This window comes from Paraburkholderia phosphatilytica (genome assembly GCF_003443895.1).
Classification (GTDB): Bacteria; Pseudomonadota; Gammaproteobacteria; order Burkholderiales; family Burkholderiaceae; genus Paraburkholderia; species Paraburkholderia phosphatilytica.
Map to the genome: position 1 here is coordinate 44190 of NZ_QQOA01000008.1, position 18457 is coordinate 62646.

Annotated in this window: 14 protein-coding genes and 1 pseudogene; 11 read left to right on the top strand and 4 right to left on the bottom strand. The window is 63.7% G+C overall.

The window, feature by feature from the left end; translation table 11 throughout:
- Positions 1-182: 182 nt before the first annotated feature.
- Genes DVS29_RS10535 through DVS29_RS10545 form a run of 3 tightly spaced genes read left to right on the top strand, consistent with a single transcriptional unit; the run spans position 183 to position 4320 of the window.
- On the top strand, positions 183-2258 hold the full coding sequence (locus DVS29_RS10535; protein ID WP_240655535.1) for a tetratricopeptide repeat-containing sulfotransferase family protein: 2076 nt from the start codon (positions 183-185) through the stop codon (positions 2256-2258).
- Entirely contained in the window at positions 2258-3421 is a 1164-nt protein-coding gene (locus tag DVS29_RS10540; protein ID WP_240655536.1) for a glycosyl transferase family 8, read from the top strand. The genes DVS29_RS10535 and DVS29_RS10540 overlap by 1 nt, the downstream gene beginning before the upstream one ends.
- Positions 3418-4320: an alpha/beta hydrolase family protein gene (locus DVS29_RS10545; protein ID WP_420816096.1), complete on the top strand. Its 903-nt coding sequence runs from the start codon at positions 3418-3420 to the stop codon at positions 4318-4320. The genes DVS29_RS10540 and DVS29_RS10545 overlap by 4 nt, the downstream gene beginning before the upstream one ends.
- A gap of 70 nt (positions 4321-4390) precedes the next feature.
- On the opposite strand, the gene DVS29_RS10550 is transcribed toward DVS29_RS10545, so the two are convergent.
- Entirely contained in the window at positions 4391-7060 is a 2670-nt protein-coding gene (locus tag DVS29_RS10550; protein ID WP_118180406.1) for an autotransporter domain-containing protein, read from the bottom strand.
- Between the two features lie 501 nt (positions 7061-7561).
- On the opposite strand from DVS29_RS10550, the gene DVS29_RS10555 reads away from it, so the two are divergent.
- The 5 genes and pseudogenes from DVS29_RS10555 to DVS29_RS37620 all read left to right on the top strand — a co-directional run bounded on the left by DVS29_RS10555 (position 7562) and on the right by DVS29_RS37620 (position 12525).
- Positions 7562-8641, top strand: a complete 1080-nt coding sequence (locus tag DVS29_RS10555; RefSeq protein ID WP_276314299.1) for a branched-chain amino acid ABC transporter substrate-binding protein — start codon at positions 7562-7564, stop codon at positions 8639-8641.
- A gap of 82 nt (positions 8642-8723) precedes the next feature.
- A complete protein-coding gene (locus DVS29_RS10560) occupies positions 8724-9641 on the top strand; it encodes a branched-chain amino acid ABC transporter permease (RefSeq protein ID WP_118180408.1) in 918 nt (305 codons plus the stop codon).
- Positions 9641-10939 (top strand): high-affinity branched-chain amino acid ABC transporter permease LivM, encoded by a 1299-nt coding sequence (livM, locus tag DVS29_RS10565; protein WP_118180409.1) that lies wholly within the window; start codon positions 9641-9643, stop codon positions 10937-10939. The genes DVS29_RS10560 and livM overlap by 1 nt, the downstream gene beginning before the upstream one ends.
- Positions 10940-11016: 77 nt before the next feature.
- Positions 11017-11499, top strand: a pseudogene (locus tag DVS29_RS37615) (ATP-binding cassette domain-containing protein); the annotation flags it as partial.
- A gap of 108 nt (positions 11500-11607) precedes the next feature.
- Complete coding sequence (locus tag DVS29_RS37620; RefSeq protein WP_420816097.1) at positions 11608-12525, top strand: electron transfer flavoprotein subunit alpha/FixB family protein; 918 nt, start codon at positions 11608-11610, stop codon at positions 12523-12525.
- 362 nt (positions 12526-12887) lie between these two features.
- Here DVS29_RS37620 and catC read toward each other — a convergent pair whose 3' ends face one another.
- The 3 genes from catC to DVS29_RS10590 form a co-directional block, all read right to left on the bottom strand.
- Positions 12888-13166, bottom strand: a complete 279-nt coding sequence (gene catC / locus DVS29_RS10580; protein WP_118180411.1) for a muconolactone Delta-isomerase — start codon at positions 13164-13166, stop codon at positions 12888-12890.
- A gap of 30 nt (positions 13167-13196) precedes the next feature.
- Positions 13197-14324 carry a muconate/chloromuconate family cycloisomerase gene (locus DVS29_RS10585; RefSeq protein WP_118180412.1) on the bottom strand — a complete coding sequence of 376 codons (1128 nt, stop codon included), beginning with the start codon at positions 14322-14324 and terminating at the stop codon, positions 13197-13199.
- Positions 14325-14440: 116 nt separating this feature from the next.
- A complete protein-coding gene (locus DVS29_RS10590; RefSeq protein ID WP_118180413.1) occupies positions 14441-15364 on the bottom strand; it encodes a LysR family transcriptional regulator in 924 nt (307 codons plus the stop codon).
- Positions 15365-15536: 172 nt separating this feature from the next.
- Here DVS29_RS10590 and catA point away from each other — a divergent pair, with 172 nt between their 5' ends.
- The 3 genes from catA to benB all read left to right on the top strand — a co-directional run bounded on the left by catA (position 15537) and on the right by benB (position 18433).
- A complete protein-coding gene (gene catA, locus DVS29_RS10595) occupies positions 15537-16472 on the top strand; it encodes a catechol 1,2-dioxygenase (protein ID WP_118180414.1) in 936 nt (311 codons plus the stop codon).
- Between the two features lie 117 nt (positions 16473-16589).
- Entirely contained in the window at positions 16590-17948 is a 1359-nt protein-coding gene (locus DVS29_RS10600; protein ID WP_118180415.1) for a Rieske 2Fe-2S domain-containing protein, read from the top strand.
- A complete protein-coding gene (benB, locus tag DVS29_RS10605) occupies positions 17945-18433 on the top strand; it encodes a benzoate 1,2-dioxygenase small subunit (protein WP_118180416.1) in 489 nt (162 codons plus the stop codon). Before DVS29_RS10600 ends, benB begins: the two co-directional genes overlap by 4 nt.
- The last annotated feature ends 24 nt before the right edge of the window (positions 18434-18457 follow it).

The following is an 18457-nucleotide window of genomic DNA, read 5'->3' on the forward strand; positions in this document are numbered from 1 at the left end:
TTCGGTCGAAGGCGCCTGCACGGGCCGCATTTCAGGCGCCTCGCCTGAGATGCGGCCCTTGTCTTCCGGTGGATCCTGACGGTCGCGATGCCGTACACGCATGCTACGATCGCGTAGCATCGATATTTTCTTTTCAAAGCCTCAATTTCTTGAGCATGTCTAGCGCTCCCCCTTCAGGCAACATGAGTATCCAGGAAGCGCTCGAGCGGGCCTACGCGCACTGGAACGCCGGTCAGGCCGAGCAGGCCGAAATACTCGCGCAGCGGGTGCTGGCCGAATGGCCGGGGCAGCCCGACGCGCTGCATCTGCTCGGGCTGATGGCGCACGCGTACGGCAACCTGGATCTGGCGATCTCGCACCTCAGGCAGGCGTGTCAGTCGCCGCGCGCGCCTGCCGTGTATTCGAGCAATCTCGCGGAAATGTATCGCCAGAAGGGCATGCTGCCCGAAGGCGAGGAAGCCGCGCAGCGCGCGGTCGCGATGGAACCGGGGCTCGTGTCCGGCTGGAACAACCTGGGCATCCTGCTGCAGGAAGCGGGCAAGGTCGAGCAGAGCCGCGCGTGCCTGGAACGGGTCGTCGCGCTGAGCCCCGACTGGGCCGAAGCGCATAACAACCTGGGCAACACGTGGCGTCTGCTCGGGCGCATGGATCACGCGCAGACCTGTTACGCGAAGGCGCTTGCGCTCAATCCGTCGTACGCGGAAGCGCACAGCAATCTCGCGTTCCTGCTGTCGACGCAAGGCAGCTATGACGAAGCCGCGCGGCATGCGCGGCAGGCCATCGATCTCAATCCTCGCCTCGTCGACGCGTACCTGAATCTCGCGGACGTCGAAATTTCCCGGCAACGCCACGATGCGGCGCTGCGCGTGCTCGGGATGCTCGATGCGTTCGCGCCGGAGCATCCGGCCGCGCTCGCGGCGCGCGCGAAAGCGCTCAAACAGATCGCGCACACCGAGGAAGCGCTGGCCATCGCGCGGCGCGCCGTGGCGCTCGCGCCGCGCAGCGCCGACGCTCACCACACGCTGGCGATGACGCTGCAGGATCTCGGCCTGACCGACGAAGCGCGCGACGCCTACGAGCAGGCCGCGACCTTGCCCGGCACGGTGGCCGAAACCGCGCTGGTGGGGTGCGCATCGCTGTTGATGGAAGCGGGGCGCCGGGACGAAGCGCTCGCGGCCTTCGAACAGGTGCTCGCGCGTTTCCCGGATTCCGCGCAGGCGCGCGCGGCGCGCTCGGACCTGCGCACGTTCGTTGCGGGCGACCCCGACATCGCCGCGCTGGAGGCGTGTCTCGCCGAAGGCGAACGACGCTCGCTCGTCGATCGCGTCGCGGCGCACTTTGCGCTCGGCAAGGCTTACCTCGACATCAAGGATCCCGATCGCGCGTTTCGCCATCTCGCGGACGGCAACCGCCAGAAGCGCGCTTCGTTCGACTACGACAGCGCAGAGACCGGACGCTGGATGGAGCGCTCCGCCGCGGTGTTTACGCCGGAACGGTATGCGCGGCTCGCGGGCCTCGGCGCACCGTCGACGCTGCCCATCTTCGTGATCGGCATGCCGCGCTCCGGCACCACGCTGATCGAACAGATCCTCTCGTCGCATCCGCAGGTGACGGGCGCGGGCGAACTGTCGGCGCTGCGTCTCGCGATCGACGAACTAGGCAGCTTTCCCGACCGTATCGCGACGCTGGACAACGAGGCTGACGCCGCGGCGCGCCTGCGCGCATGCGGGGAAGCGTATCTGGCGCGCGTGGCGCCGCTGGCCGGTGGACGGCCGCACGTCGTCGACAAGATGCCCGGCAACTTCCTGTACGCAGGCGCGATTCCGCTGATCCTGCCGGGCGCCCGGATCATTCACGTGCGGCGCGATCCGGTGGATACCTGCTTGTCGTGCTACACGAAGCTGTTCAGCGGACAGCAGCCGTTCGCGTACGACCAGACCGAACTCGGCGTCTTCTACCGCCAGTACGAACGCCTGATGGCGCATTGGCGCGAACTGCTGCCCAGCAACGCGTTCATCGAAGTCGACTACGAAGCCGTGATCGACGACCTGGAAAGCGAAGCGCGCCGTCTGACCGGCTTCCTCGGGCTGCCGTGGGACGACGCGTGCCTCAGCTTCCATCAGAACCGCCGGGTGGTCCGCACGGCGAGCGTGAACCAGGTGCGTCAGCCGATCTACAGGACTTCGAAGGATCGCTGGCGTGCGTATGCGCGCTATCTCGGTCCGCTGCTCGAGGCGCTCGGCGTCGAGGCGCCTTGATGACCGGCGCCGCCCCCGATATCCGCGCGATCGATCAGCAGGTTCGTTCGCTGCTGGCATCGGGACGCTACGAGGAAGCCGAGGCGATCGTGCGTCCCTTCCTGGCTTCGGGCAGCGGACCGCTCGTGCTCTGGAAGCTGCTCACGGCAACGCTGCGTCCGCAGGGACGCATCGCTGAAACGCGGAGGATCCAGGAAATGCTGGTCGAGCACGCGCCCGGCGATTTCCCCACGCGTTTCGATCTGTCCGAAACGCTGCTGCTGCTGGGCGAGTTCGAACGCGGCTGGCGCGAATACCACTACCGTTACAGCCTCGCGCACACGGTGAGCATCGAGCGCAAGGTGCAACGTCCGCGCTGGGACGGTCGCGCGATGCCCGGCAAAACGCTGCTGATTCACGACGAGCAGGGTTATGGCGATACCTTCCAGTTCATGCGCATGGTGCAGTGGGCCAAGGCGAAGAGCGGTGCGCGGGTCGTCTTCGAGATCAATGCGGAAACGCTGTCGATCGCGCAGCGCATCGCGGGCTACGACGACCTGATCGTGCGCGGCAGTCTGCCCCCCGCATTCGATATGCACTGCGAACTGATGAGCTTGCCGATGGCGTTGGGACTGCGTCTCGACGATCTGCCCGGACCCATTCCATATTTGACCCCGGACCCGCAGCGCCTCGAACGCTGGCGGCAACGTCTCGCCGCGCTGCCGCGCCCGCTGGTGGCGCTTGTCTGGGCGGGACGGCCCACGCATCACAACGATGCCAATCGCTCGCTGAGCCTCGCGCAGCTCGCGCCGCTCGCGCAGCAGGGCGTCAGCTTCGTTGCGATCCAGAAAGGACCCGCGGCGGCGCAGGCCGACTCGCCGCCCGATGGCATGGCGATGCTTTCGCTGTCGAACGAGATCGCCGATTTCGAGGACACCGCGGCAATCCTCTCGTCTGTGGATCTGCTGATCTCGGTGGACTCGTCTCCGGTCCACCTCGCGGGCGCGCTGGGTCGCCCAGCGTGGGTCATGTTGCCGAAGGTGCCGGACTGGCGCTGGATGCTCGAACGCGAGGATACGCCGTGGTATCCGCAGATGCGTCTGTTTCGACAGGAGCAGCGCGCGGACTGGAGCGGCGTCGTTGCCCGGATGGCTGACGAACTCGCTCGCTTCAAGGCTCAGTGAAGCCCGCTTTCAACGTAGGCCGATGCGGCCGTCGATCCATTGAAGCCTCGTACCGTGGCGCCGCGATCCTGACCGCGCTGCTGTTCGCCGGAGCGCTGTCGGGTTGCGCGACGCTCGATCGTGACGCGCATGCCGACGCGCTGGCCGAACCTGCGCAACTGCACCGGCAGCTCGTCGATACCGGCGGCTTCGTGCTGACGGCTTTCGCGCGTATCTCGCAGCCTGGCAAGCCGCTGCGCGTCTACATCGAAGGCGACGGCGTCGCATGGCTGTCGCGCACCGAGCCTTCGCTCGATCCCACCCCGCGCGAGGCCGAGGGTCTCGCGCTCGCCGCGCAGGACCCTTCGCCGAACGTCGTCTACCTTGCACGCCCGTGCCAGTTCACGCCGATGGCGATGAACCCGCGCTGCGGCATTCCCTACTGGACCGGCAAGCGTTTCGCAGCGGACGTGATCGAGTCGATGAACGATGCCGTCAGCCGCTTTGCCGGGCAAACACCCGGACAGCCTGTCGAGCTGGTCGGCTATTCGGGAGGCGGCGCAGTCGCGGTGTTGATTGCCGCGCGCCGCACCGACGTCGCGTCGATCCGCACCGTGGCCGGCAATCTCGACGACGAATTCGTCAACCGGCTGCACGATGTGTCGCCGATGCCCGAGTCGGAAAACCCGATCGACTTCGCGCGCCGTGTCGCCACGATTCCGCAGGTGCATTTCAGCGGCGCCGATGACGACGTCGTTCCTCCGTCGGTGGCGCAGCGCTTCGTCAACGCGACCGGCACGCGATGCGCGCAGGCGATGACCATTCCCGACCTGTCGCACGACAGCGACTGGAGCAGTCGCTGGCCGGCGTTGCTGGAAATCGCGCCGGCGTGCGCTCCGGGGCCTCGACCGTCGAACTGACGGCGCGACCCCGGGCAACGTGGGTGGTCAGCCAGTCCCGCCACGCGTGTGCGAAGGCTGACGACGCACGTTAGAACCGCTGCTGCAGCCGCACGATCCCGGTTTGCGAAACGAAGCGCGGCGCGGCCTGCAGTTCGTAGCGCACCGACAGACTCAGGTTGTTCGCCCTCAGCAGCGTCGCGCCCAGCGTGATGTCCGCGAGATCCGCGACGGGCGCTGCGCCGACCGTCGTGAACGCGGTCTCGCCGGTCGGGTCCGCCGCGTACTGCGCGCCGGTCACCTGCCGCGTGTGCACGTACTCGTGCACCCACTGCGCCTGCAGCTCCGGCACGATCTCCCCGTAGTGCGTCGTGAAGCCCTGCGACAGCTTTACGCCGAAGCTGCTTTTCACCGAGTTCGCGTGGCTGGCGTCGACCGCCAGTGCCGCACCGTTGCCGCCGCTCTCCGTATAGCCGCCCTGATGCAGGTAGCTGTACGTCAGGCTGGTCAGCGGCGTGACCGTCAATCCGCCGACCGCGAGCGGGTAGCCGGCCTCGGCACGCGCCACGTACTGCTGGCCGTTGAATTCGCCGCTGGCCTTGCCATCGAAACCCTGGATGCTGTCGATGACGCGCGTCTCGTCGTAGTGCTGCTGCACGACCCCGCCCGACAGATTCACGTACCACGGCTTACCCGTGTAGCCCGCATAGCCGATCAGGCCGTAGGCGTTCACGCGGGTGGAGTCGTCAGCCGTATCGCCGGTGTTGTTGATGGCGGTGTTGCTGTACGTGAACACGCCGCCCACCCGCCAGTTCTCGCCGACGGTGCGGTCCGCGCCGACCAGCAGGCCGCCGTAGTTCTCGCTGTAGCCATCCACCTGGTCGCTCTCGCCGCGGCTTGCGTGGCCGCCGAACGCCTGTCCCCACGCGGTCCATTGTTCCGGTCGCTCGCCGGTCGCCACGCCGCTTTCGCCCGACGCGAGGCGCAACGCGTTCACGTGCGCGTCGACCACGCCCAACGACTCGAAGGTCGGCGCGGCCGGCGCCCAGCCGCTGTTGCTCGCCGCCAGCTGCTTGCCGATATGGTTGGTGGTCTGTGCGTTCGACGTGGTGCTGAGCGAGCCCAGCGTGGCGTCATACAGGTTCAGCAGCGTCGCGCTGCTGACGCCGCTGTAGCTCAGCAGACCGTCGAGCGAGTGAGCCGCATTGGGTGCGGTCGCGGCCGACGCATTCGGAGTAGGGGTGGGCGTCGGCGCGGGTGTTGGCGTTGGTGTTGGAGTAGGCGTTGGAGTCGGAGTCGGAGTCGGAGTCGGAGTCGGAGTCGGAGTCGGAGTCGGAGTCGGAGTCGGCGTCGGCGTCGGCGTAGGCGTCCCGGCCAGCGTCACCACCAGATCCGTGTGGCCGCCAGTGATCGTCGTGCTGCCCGTCGCGGTCAGCGTGCCTGCCGAATAGGTCAGCCCCGAACCGTAGGTCGCGGTACCTGCCGTATCCACCACCACGTAACGCTGGCCGCCAGCCAGCGCGTAGCCCGCCGAAACGATGTTCACCGAGCCGCCCGTCATCGACGTGTTGCCCGTCACCACCAGCTTGCCCGACTGGGTCGAACTCGCCGCGCCAATCTGCAGCGTGCCTCCCAGCTGGGTGAAGTTACTGGTGATCGTGACCGGCTGATTGATCTGCAGCACGGAGTTGAGGTTATAGACCGCGAGGTTCGCGTTCGACACGACGATGTCGTCGTTCAGCAGCACGTTGCCATACACGAAGCTCACGCTCGAGCTACTGTTGATCGTGCCGACCGCGCCGTTAGCGCCCGTCAGCGTGCCGAAGATCGTACCCGTTCCGCCGCTGATGTTGAGCGCTGCGGTCGTCTGGTTCACGATGTTGCCTTCGATCAGACCGGAGTTGTTGATCCAGGTCAGCTGGCCGCTGGTCTCGTTATAGATGGCGTCAGTGCTGCCCGAAATCGTGCCGCTGTTGGTCAGCGTGCCGATCGTGCCGAAGTTGTGGATACCGTAGCTGCCGACGATCTGTCCGCTGTTGGTCAGCGTGCCGATCGTGCCGCGGTTGAAGACGCCCGCCGAGGTGCCGGACAGCTTGCCGTCGTTGATCAGTGTGCCGATCGTGCCAGTGGTGTAGTTGTAGACAGCCGAATAAGCGGTTGCCGAGATCGTGCCGGAGTTGGTCAGTGTGCCGATGCTGCCGGCGTTGTAGATACCTGAGGAGCCGCTGCTGATCAGTCCCGTGTTGGTCAGCGTGCCGATCGTGCCGGCGGCCAGGTTGTGGATAGCCGTAGCAAAGGGCGACGTGATCGTGCCGCTGTTGCTCAGCGTGCTGATTGTGCCGCTGTTCATGACATCGACGCCGGAGGTCATCGATGCGTTGTTGCTCAGCGTGCCGATCGTGCCGGTGTTGTAGACTTCTCCGAGCAGGCCGGCGTTGCTGATCGTACCGATCGAGCCGGCGACGTCCACTGCGTACCCGCCACTCCCGGTGACGGTCCCGGTCACCGAGAGGTTGCCGGAGCCATCGAAGGTGTAATCGCTGCCCACGGTGCCGCCATTCACCGTCACCTGCGCCATGGCCATCTGCGTGCTCGCAGCCATGAAAATGGCCGCACCCGCCACGGCCTTCAGCGAGCCTGGCGCCATCCCACGACGGCGCTCTGCGCGCGCCGACGGTCCCCCGTGTGCATGCGCCAGTTCAGACGCCACCTGGAACATGCCCAGGCTCGAATTCCACACGATCCGGTATCCACGATTCATCCCTAACCTCAATTCCCTGACTTTGTTTTATATGTGTCGGGCAGCCCGCCAGGGACGCACCGACTCGGCCTGACGATGTGCCGGTCGGCGTTCTTGTGTAGAACCCCCCGTCATGCCTTACCCAATATTTGCTGCGCGAACATAGCAAGGGCCTTTTGGGGTCATTGACATTGCGTCTCAATTTGCATCCGCGCCACAGGTTCCCGGACGCGCAAACGTTGTCGCCGCATCCGCGTTTACCTTGAGGCGCAGCAACGAGCGTTCGGAGTTGTGCCGTTCTCCGCAGTGCTGTCCCGCGTTTTCGCATGCTTAACCGACACCTAAATCCTGCTTCCAGACAATCGAATTCCGCGCCGTTTTTGGCCCGGGCAACCTTCGATCGACCTCGTAACGAACTACGGGGGACTCTGGGGTAGCCGACGAGACCCGGCCGCCCCAGCCTCGAAGCCTGCTTGGGAGATGGTTATGGATCGCCGGAAAAGTTGGAGCAGTTGGGGTGTGATGCTTGGCGTGGGCGGGCTGGCGTTAGCGTGTTCCGGGTATGCCAGCGCGAATATCGTGGTCGGGGTGGCGGGTCCGATGACAGGGGAATATGCGTCCGGCGGCGAGCAGTTCCGCAAAGGCGCGGAACAGGCGGTCAAGGACATCAACGCGAGCGGCGGCGTACTCGGGCAGCAGCTCGATCTGACCGTCGGCGACGACGTGTGCGATCCGAAGCAGGCCGTGTCGGTCGCGAACAGCTTCGTGAACAAGAAGGTGGCGTTCGTCGACGGCCACTGGTGCTCCAGCTCGACGCTGCCGGCGTCCGACGTCTACAACGACGCGCAGATCCCGGAAATCACGGTGTCGACGAACCCGAAAATCACCGAGCGCGGCATCAAGGGCGTGTTCCGTATCACCGGTCGCGACGATCAGCAGGGCCTCGTCGCCGCGGACTATATCGCCACGCATTTCAAGGGCAGGAAGGTCGCGGTGATCGATGATCGCACCGCGTATGGCGGTGGACTCGCGGATGCGATCGCTGGCGGTTTCGCGGCGAAGCAGGTGCCGGTCGCGCTGCGCGAGTCGATTACGGCGGGCGAAAAGGACTATTCGGGTCTTGTCAGCAAGCTCAAGGCGAACGGCATCCAGGTGCTCGCCTATGGAGGCTACTACCAGGAGGTCGCGCTGATTCTGCGGCAGGCGGCGCAGGCCGGCCTGAATCTCACGGTGATGGGCGGCGATACGCTGACGAACACCGAACTCGTCAATGCGGCCGGCCCCGAAATCAGCAAGGTGCTCTTCACGTTCCCGCCCGATCCGCGCAAGAACGCGTCGGCGGCTAAGGTCGTTGCCGCGTTCCGCGCGCAGAAGGTCGAGCCGGAAGGCTACATGCTGTACTCCTACGCGGCGATGCAGGTGTTCGCCGCGGCCGCGAAAAAGGCGAACTCGGTCGACTACGGCGCGATCGTCAGGCAGCTGCGCGACACGTCGTTCGACACGGTAGTCGGCAAGGTCGACTTCGATTCGAAGGGCGATCTCAAGAGCCCGGGTTACGTCGTGTACAAGTGGAACGGCAACAGCTACGACTACGTGAAATAAGCCCTCCGGTGGGCTGAATTCGACGAAGCGGCGATGCGCCCAGCGGGGCGCATCGCCTGCGCCAGGAATCACCGGAGGAGCTATGAATCAGGCAGTTCAACAGATGATCAACGGGCTCACGCTGGGAGCCGTCTACGGGTTGATCGCGATCGGCTACACGATGGTGTACGGCATCATCGGCATGATCAATTTTGCACACGGCGACATCTACATGGTCAGCGCCTTCATCGCCGTGACCTGCTTTACGCTGCTTGCCGGCGGCGGTGTGACGTCGGTTCTGGCCAGCATGATCGTCACGCTCGTCGTGACCATCGCGCTGACTTCGGCATTCGGCTGGACCGTGGAGCGGGTCGGCTATCGGCCGCTCAGAGGATCGAGCCGTCTCGCGCCGCTCATCTCGTCGATCGGCATCTCGATCTTTCTGCAGAACATGGTTCAGCTCACCCAGGGTGCGCGAGTCAAGTCGATCCAGCCGCTCATCAACGGCGGCGTCGAGCTGTTCTCGCATGAGGGCATGCGCGGGCCTTATATGTCGTACACCCAGGTGCTGATCATCGCGGTCACGGTCGTGCTGATGGGCGCATTCACGCTGTTCATCAATCGCACGTCGTTTGGACGCCAGCAACGCGCTTGCGAACAGGACCGGCGCATGATGCAGTTCCTCGGCTACGACGTCGACCGCATCATCTCGCTCACGTTCATGATCGGCGCCGCGCTTGCCGCCGTGGCGGGCGTGCTGGTCACGCTCTACTACGGCGTGATCGATTTCTCGATCGGCTTCGAGGCGGGCATCAAGGCGTTTACCGCCGCGGTGCTGGGCGGCATCGGTTCGCTGCCGGGCGCGATGCTGGGCGGCATCGTCATCGGGATGATCGAGTCGTTCTGGTCCGCTTACCTGTCTCCGGAATACAAGGACGTTGCGACGTTCGTCATCCTGATCATCGTGCTGATGTTCCGTCCTTCCGGACTGCTCGGCCGGCCGGAAGTGGAGAAGGTCTGATGAGCGCAACGACCATGAAAACAATCGATCTGCCGGTGCGCGTCAAGGATGCGTTCGGCGCCGCGGTCGTGGCCGCCATCGTCGGGCTGCCGATGCTGGGGCTGACCACGCGCGATGGCATGGGGGGACTGCAGGTGCAAACGCGCTGGCCGCTGCTCGCCGCATTCGTTGCGTGTGTGTTCGCCGGGCGCCTGATCGCGCAGTGGGGATGGGAGCGTTTCAGCGTTCTGTCGGTCCGGCGCTCGCGCTCGCGGCCTGCTCCGGAACTGGCGGGCGACCGCGGGCTGGTGTGGGCCGGTACGGCGTGCGTGGCATTCGCGATCGCGTTGCCGCTGGTGTTCTCGGGGAACCGCTATGCGATCGACACCGCAACGACCGTGCTCATCTACGTGATGCTCGGATGGGGGCTGAATGTGGTGGTCGGTCTCGCGGGGCTGCTCGACCTGGGTTATGTCGCGTTCTATGCGGTGGGCGCGTACACGTACGGCCTGCTGTCGACCCACTTCGGCCTCGGCTTCTGGGAGGTGTTGCCGGTTGCAGGCGCGCTGGCCGCGCTGTTCGGCATGCTGCTCGGCTATCCGACGCTCAGATTGCGGGGTGACTATCTCGCCATCGTAACGCTCGGCTTCGGCGAAATCATCCGGCTGATCCTCGTCAACTGGAGCGACTTGACCGGCGGACCGAACGGCGTCTCGTCGATTCCACGGCCCACGTTTTTCGGTCTGCCGTTGCAGGCATCGGCGGATGGTCCGACCTTCGCGAGCTTCTTCCACATCGACTATTCGCCAGGCCAGCGGATCGTGTTCCTCTACTACCTGATTCTCGTGCTGGCGTTGCTGACGAACCTGCTGGTCGCGAGGCTCCGGCGGTTGCCGGTTGGAAGGGCATGGGAGGCGGTCAGGGAAGACGAGATTGCGTGCAGGGCGATGGGCATGAACGTGACCAACGTGAAGCTGTCCGCGTTCGCCACCGGCGCGATGCTGGCGGGCTTCGCCGGCGTGTTCTTCGCAGCCCGGCAAGGTTTCATTTCGCCGGAGAGCTTCACGTTTCCGGAGTCGGCCACGATACTCGCCATCGTCGTGCTGGGTGGCATGGGCAGTCAGCTCGGCGTCGTGTTCGCGGCGACGGTGCTCGTCGTGCTGCCTGAACTGGGGCGGGATTTCTCGGAATACCGGATGCTGCTGTTCGGTATCGCGATGGTGCTGATCATGATCGTGCGCCCGGGCGGTTTGATCCGGCATCGACGCGCAACCGTCAATGCACCCGTCAGCGCACCCGATGTGGAGGTGAAGCCATGAACGCGGTATCGCCTCTGCTTGCGGTGGACAGCCTGACGATGCAGTTTGGTGGCCTGAAGGCGATCGAGGATCTGTCGATGACGGCTCCCGCGGGTCAGGTCACGTCGGTGATCGGTCCGAATGGCGCGGGCAAGACGACGTTCTTCAACTGTCTGACAGGCTTCTATCGGCCGACCCACGGCGCGATCACGCTGCAGCATCCGCAGCGCGGCACGATGCAGCTCGATACGATGCGCAGCGTGAACGTGGCGCGGCGGGCGCAGGTGGTGCGGACCTTCCAGAACATCCGGCTGTTTCCGCGCATGACGGTGCTCGAGAACCTGATAGTCGCGCAGCACAACGCGCTGCAGGATGCCTCGCGTTTCTCGATTGCGGGTGCGTTGAACCTGGGTTCGTATCGCCGCGCGCATGAACGCGCTACCGCAAACGCGTTGCAATGGCTTGAGCGCCTGGGCGTTCGGGACATCGCGAACAAGCCCGCGGGCGACATGCCATACGGCGTACAGCGCCGGGTCGAGATCGCGCGCGCGATGTGCGTGGGGCCGATACTGCTGTGCCTCGACGAACCGGCGGCGGGCCTGAATCCTCGCGAGTCCGCCGAGCTGACCGAGCTGCTCACGTCGCTGAGCCGCGAGGAGGGCATCGGCATCCTGCTGATCGAACACGACATGAGCGTCGTGATGAAGGTCTCGGACCATATCGTCGTGCTCAATCACGGCAAGAAAATCGCGGAAGGACCGCCGGCCTCCATACGGAGCAATCCGGAGGTGATCGGTGCCTATCTCGGGGAAGACGACGAACCCGCTTCGCCCGATCCGGTGCTGCTGGCCGATGCGCCGCAGCTCGAAGCGGGCCTCGCGGAAAACGTCGAAGCGACGGTGCTGAATATCGCGAAGGACTACTCGCACATCCTCGCGCCGGCCACCGCGTATGGCAAGAACATCGCACCGCGTATCGCGGCGAAGCTCGACGTCGCGCAGATCAGCGACATCACCGCAGTGGATAGCGCCGATACGTTCGAACGCCCGATCTATGCTGGTAATGCAATCGCGATCGTGCAATCTCAAGACCCAGTCAAGGTCATCACGGTTCGCGCAACGGGCTTCGATCCGGTCGCAGCCGAAGGCGGCAGCGCGATAGTGGAAACGGTCGAAGCGGCGGCCGATGCCGGCATCTCGCAGTTCGTGAGCCGTGAAGTGACGAAGCTGGACCGTCCGGAACTGACTTCGGCGCACATCATCGTGTCGGGCGGCCGCGGTCTGGGTAGCGGCGAGAACTACACGCAGGTGCTCGAGCCGCTCGCGGACAAGCTCGGTGCGGCGCTGGGTGCATCGCGTGCGGCGGTGGATGCGGGCTATGTGCCGAACGACTATCAGGTCGGCCAGACCGGCAAGATCGTCGCGCCGCAGCTGTACGTGGCGGTCGGCATCTCGGGTGCGATCCAGCATCTGGCCGGCATGAAGGACTCGAAGGTGATCGTCGCGATCAACAAGGACGAAGAAGCGCCAATTTTCAGCGTGGCGGACTACGGCCTCGTCGGCGATCTGTTCGCCGTCGTGCCGGACCTTGTCAAAGCGATCGTCTGAGAGAGGGAAATGCGGTGGCTCGGATGTTCGGGAATGGCTCGGAGGGCTCGCACGAGTTGCGACGACAAGCTGCGCATGCGGCGAATGCCGATGACGCCGACCTATGGCGATGGTTCGCGATCCTCGTGGACGAGCGTCGCATCAGGTGGTGCTGTGCGGACGGCAGCTGGCTGGTCAGCGTCGACCATCGACACGTTGCGACCGAATCGACTTTCGACAACGCCATCCGAGCCGCGAGACGAATCTCCCACGATCAGGACAGGCAGGCAGCACGCGTAGTGCTGCCCCGGCGGCGCATGACGTAAGCCGCAGCTTGCGGATACTCGCTGGGCTGATCCACTATCGCGGCGGTAAGGACGGCGTCAGCGAATGGATGACGGATGACGTGCGAGTGGCGTGACCTGCATCGTCATGTACGGAAACAGCGGCAGCGCTGACAGGATGGTATGGAGTTCGTCATGCGTCTCGACATCGAAGACGCTGTAGTTCGCGTACTCGCCGACGATGCGATGCAGCTGCTGCCACTTCCCTTGTCGCTGCAGGTCCTGCGAATAGGCCTTTTCGCGTGCCTTGATTTCTTCGGCTTGAGCCGCAGGCATGTCGTGCGGCAGATGCACGTCCATTCGTACCAGATATAGCATGGTGTTCCTCGAGACAACGTGAAGTAGCGTTCAATGCCGCCGGTCGCGGCGATAGAAGGCGAGCTTTTCTTCGTCGATCTGCAGGCCGAGGCCCGGTCCTTCAGGGAGATGAAGATCGAAGTCGCGATACTGCGGGCGCGCGATCACGATGTCGTCCTTCAGCAAAAGCGGCCCGAAGAGTTCAGTGCCCCACGACAGTTGCGGCAGCGCGCTGAACCCGTGCGCGGACGCAATCGAGCCAATGCTGCCTTCCAGCATCGTGCCGCCGTACAGGGAGATGCCAGCGGCATCGGCGATCGCGGCGGTGCGCATCATTCCGTAGATGCCGCCGGACTTCGCGATCTTCAGCGCAAAGACATCGGCACCGGCTTCCCGCGCCAGTTCGAGCGCGTCTACCGGACCGGTGACGCCTTCGTCCGCCATGATCGGGATAACGAAACGTGCCGCAAGCCGGGCGAGCGCGCCACGATGCTCGCGCGGCGTGGGCTGTTCGACGAGGTCGATGCCGGAGGATTCGAGCGCTTCGATTCCGAAGGCCGCGTCCACCTCGTTCCATGCCTGATTCACGTCGACGGTGACTTTCGCGCGATCGCCCAGCGCGGCTTTGATTTTTGCCACGTGCGCCACGTCGTCGCGAACGCTGCGACGTCCGATCTTCAGCTTGAAGGTGTTGTGGCGGCGTTCCGCGAGCAGCATTTCGGCTTCCTCGATATCGCGGTGGGTATCGCCGCTTGCGAGCGTCCACAAAACAGGAAGCGTGTTGCGCACTGCGCCGCCGAGCAGGGTAGACACCGGCACGCCGAGGCGTTTGCCCTGTGCGTCCAGCAAGGCCGTTTCTATTCCAGACTTCGCGAACCGGTTGCCGCGCGCGACCTTGTCGAGCTTGAGCATCGCGGCATTGATACTGGTCGCGTCCTGTCCTAGCAGCGCGGGCGCGAGGTAGGTGTCGATGGTCAGCTTGATGCCTTCGGGACTTTCCTCACCGTAGGAAAGACCGCCGATGGTCGTCGCTTCGCCGAGACCTTCGATGCCATCGCTTGCGCGCAGGCGGAGGATCACCATGGTTTGCTGCTGCATCGTGGCCATGGAAAGCTGATGCGCGCGAATGGTCGGCAGATCGACCAGAATCGCTTCGATCGACGTAATGTGGGCGTTCATACCTGAAATGGCGGAGTGGACGGGTTGGCGAAGTATTGCGTGCGCAATATCCGCCTGTCCAAGACCATCGACGTCTAGTGTCATACCCTCGAGGTATGGGTGCGTGTTGCCCTGGATTAGCGCGCCTTGTCCGTAAGCGCCACGTGCGGGATCGTCTCTTCCTCGTACAACCGGTAAATCAGCTTCAGCATCTCGCTGATATCCCGGGACTCGTCCATCGCGCGCATGCTCATGATGATCGGCGACACCAGCGTCGGATCGTCCAGTTCCTTGTAGCTCACGTCATCCCGCTTAAGACCATGGACACTGCTCGGAACGATGGAGATGCCTTCGCCGGCGGCCACCAGTCCCAGCGCGATCTGGATTTCTCTGACCTCGTAGATCTTGCGCGGCTCCAGTCCGCGGTCCTTGAACGCGGCGAGCACCTGGTCCGCGTAACTCGGACGAGGCGTTTTCGGATAGACGATCAGCGTCTCGTTGACGAGGTCCTTCAATGCCATCACGGGTTTTGAAAGCGCGAGCGGATGCCCGACGGGAAACGCCACGATCATGGGTTCTTCCCTTAGCACCACGCGACGGATGTTGGCGTCTTCCAGCCGGATGCGCCCAAAGCCCACATCGATCCGCCCGTCCTTGAGCGCCCGGATCTGGTCGGTCGTCGACATTTCGTGAAGGCTGAGTTCGACGGTCGGATTGTCGTCGCGAAAGCGGCGGATGATTTTCGGCAGCAAGCCGTAAAGGGTCGACGCGACGAAACCGACCGACATGCTGCGCGCGATGTTGCCCACACGCCGTGTCATCGATTCGAGCTCGGCCGTTTGCGCCAGCAGTTGCACCGCGTGCGCGTAAAAGAACTTGCCCGTCTCCGTGAGCTTCAGCGGGCGCGAGTTTCTTTCGAAGAGTTGAACGCCCAGGATTTCTTCGAGCTGCTGGATTTGCCGGCTGAGTGGCGGTTGAGCGATGTGGAGCCGCTCGGCCGCGCGCGTGAAGTTCCTCTCTTCGGCGACGGCCACGAAGTAGCGGAGATGTCGAAGTTCCATTCAATACCTCCTGGATATAGCCCAATACTAATTCAGTGTTGGACTAGGACTTTGGGCGTCCACTATTCTGGCTTCACACCTTGTTTCTACGGCGGATTATACCTTTCAGGCATATCCGGTTCTGTCGGAAACGAGGGTTAACCCCGCCAAAATCAAAGAGTCAGGAGCAGACATGAGCGTCAAAGTGTTCGAATCGAAGGAGGTGCAGGACCTGCTTAAGGCCGCTGCCAACCTTGAAAGCCGCGACGGCGATGCCCGCGCAAAGCAGATCACCCACCGGCTGCTGGGCGATCTCTTCAAGGCGATCGACGACCTCGACATGACGCCTGACGAGATCTGGGCAGGGGTGAACTACGTCAACAAACTCGGACAGGATGGCGAAGCCGCGCTGCTGGCCGCGGGCCTTGGACTCGAAAAATTTCTCGACATCCGCATGGATGCGGAGGATCGCGAAGCGGACATTCATGGCGGCACGCCGCGCACCATCGAAGGGCCGCTCTACGTTGCAGGCGCCGCGGTACGCGATGGCACGTCCCGCATCGACCTCGACGCCGACGACGATGCGGGTCCGCTCGTGATTCGCGGCACGGTGACGGGCTCCGACGGCAAGCCGGTGACGGATGCGGTCGTCGAATGCTGGCATGCGAATTCGAAAGGCTTCTACTCGCACTTCGACCCGACGGGCGCACAGAGCGACTTCAACCTTCGCGGCGCGGTGAAGACCGGTGCCGATGGCCAGTACGAATTCCGCACCCTCATGCCCGTCGGCTACGGTTGTCCCCCGCAAGGCGCAACGCAGCGGTTGCTCGACGCGCTTGGACGCCACGGTAACCGCCCGGCGCACGTGCACTTCTTCGTCACGAGCGACAAGACCCGCAAGCTGACGACGCAGATCAACATCGAAGGCGACCCGCTGATCTGGGATGACTTCGCCTATGCAACGCGCGAAGAGCTCGTGCCGCACGTGGTCGAGAAAACCGGCGGCGCCGCGTTGGGGCTCAAGGCCGACGCGTACCGGCAGATCGAGTTCAACATCGTGTTGACGCCGCTCGTGCAAGGCAAGGACAACCAGCTCGTCAATCGCCTCCGCGCAGCGATCACTGCGTAGTCGCACAGGACGGCAGTCTTCCGATCGACTGGCTGCCTGCTCCTCTTTCTTCTTTCCGAAAACTCTCCGAACCGATGCAAAGGGCTTCATCACGAAGCCCGCATAGGGAGACGACGCATGTCTGCAATCATCGACAAAACCCGGCAACTGGACGACCTGCTGAGCAACGCCGTTCAGGACGACAAGAAAAACGGCGTGTTCCGCTGCCGCCGGGACATCTTTACGAACGCCGACCTGTACGAACTCGAGATGAAACACATCTTCGAGAGCAACTGGGTGTATCTGGCGCACGAAAGCCAGCTGCCGGACAACAACGATTACTACACCACGTGGATTGGACGTCAGCCGGTCGTCATCACGCGTGACAAGACCGGCGAGCTGCACGCTGCGATCAACGCGTGCGCTCATAAAGGCGCGATGCTGTGCCGTCGCAAGCACGGCAATAAAGGCAGCTTTACCTGTCCGTTTCATGGCTGGACGTTCTCGAACACCGGCAAGCTTCTGAAGGTGAAGGACGAGAAGACCACCGAGTATCCGGTCCAGTTCAACAAGCAGGGTTCGCACGACCTGAAGAAGGTTGCGCGCTTCCAGAACTATCGCGGATTCCTGTTCGGCAGCCTGAACGCCGACGTGATGCCGCTCGAGGACTATCTCGGCGAGACACGCGTGATCATCGACCAGATCGTGTCGCAGGCACCGGATGGTCTCGAGGTGCTGCGCGGCAACTCTTCGTACATCTACGAAGGCAACTGGAAAATGCAGATGGAAAACGGCTGCGACGGTTATCACGTCAGCACCGTGCACTGGAACTATGCCGCAACGATGGGTCGCCGCAAGGTGGAGGGCACGAAGGCGGTGGACGCAAACGGCTGGAGCAGATCGGTGGCGGGCGTGTACGGCTTCGAGCACGGTCACATTCTGCTTTGGACCAACACGATGAATCCGGAAGTGCGGCCGGTGTATCAACACCGCGATGAAATTGCCGCCCGCGTCGGCGAAGACAAGGCGAAATACATCGTCAATCAGACCCGCAACCTGTGCCTGTATCCGAATGTTTTCCTGATGGACCAGTTCAGCACGCAGATTCGCGTGATTCGTCCCATCAGCGTCGACCGGACGGAAGTGAGCATCTTCTGCTTCGCGCCAAAGGGCGAAAGCGCGGAAAGCCGCGCGATTCGCATTCGCCAGTACGAAGACTTTTTCAATGTCTCGGGCATGGGCACCAGCGACGACCTCGAAGAATTCCGCGCATGCCAGGTGGGTTACGCCAGCACCACGTCGATGTGGAACGACATGTCGCGCGGCGCTCCGCTGTGGGTTCACGGACCTGACGAGAACGCGAAGGGCATGGGCCTGAACCCGCTGATCTCGGGCGAGCGCAGCGAGGATGAAGGCCTTTTCGTGGTTCAGCACGAATACTGGGCGCAGGTGATGCGCGAAGCGCTGCGCACGGAACAGGCGGAGGCTACGGCATGAGCTACGACTATCTGACGATCTGCGCGACGCTGTACCAGGAGGCGCGCTTTCTGGACGACCGTCAGTGGGACGAATGGCTCGCGTGCTACGCCGACGATGTCGTCTACTGGATGCCGGCCTGGGATGACGACGACGAGCTCACGGCGGACCCGCACAGCCAGATCTCGTTGATGTACTACCCGGATCGCGGCGGGCTCGAGGACCGCGTCTTCCGCATCAAGACCGAACGTAGCGGCGCGTCGATGCCGGAACCCCGCACCAGTCACAACGTGACCAATGTGGAAGTGCTGGGCGAACGCGAGCACGAGATAGACGTTCGATACAACTTCAACACGCTGAACCATCGCTACCGGTTCACGGACCAGTTCTTCGGCACCATCTACGTCACGTTTCGCAAGGTGGACGATCGCCTGCTGATTGCGAAGAAAAAGATCGTGCTGAAGAACGACTATATCCGCCAGGTGCTCGACGTGTACCACGTCTGACGGCATTGGACGGAACGAGACACC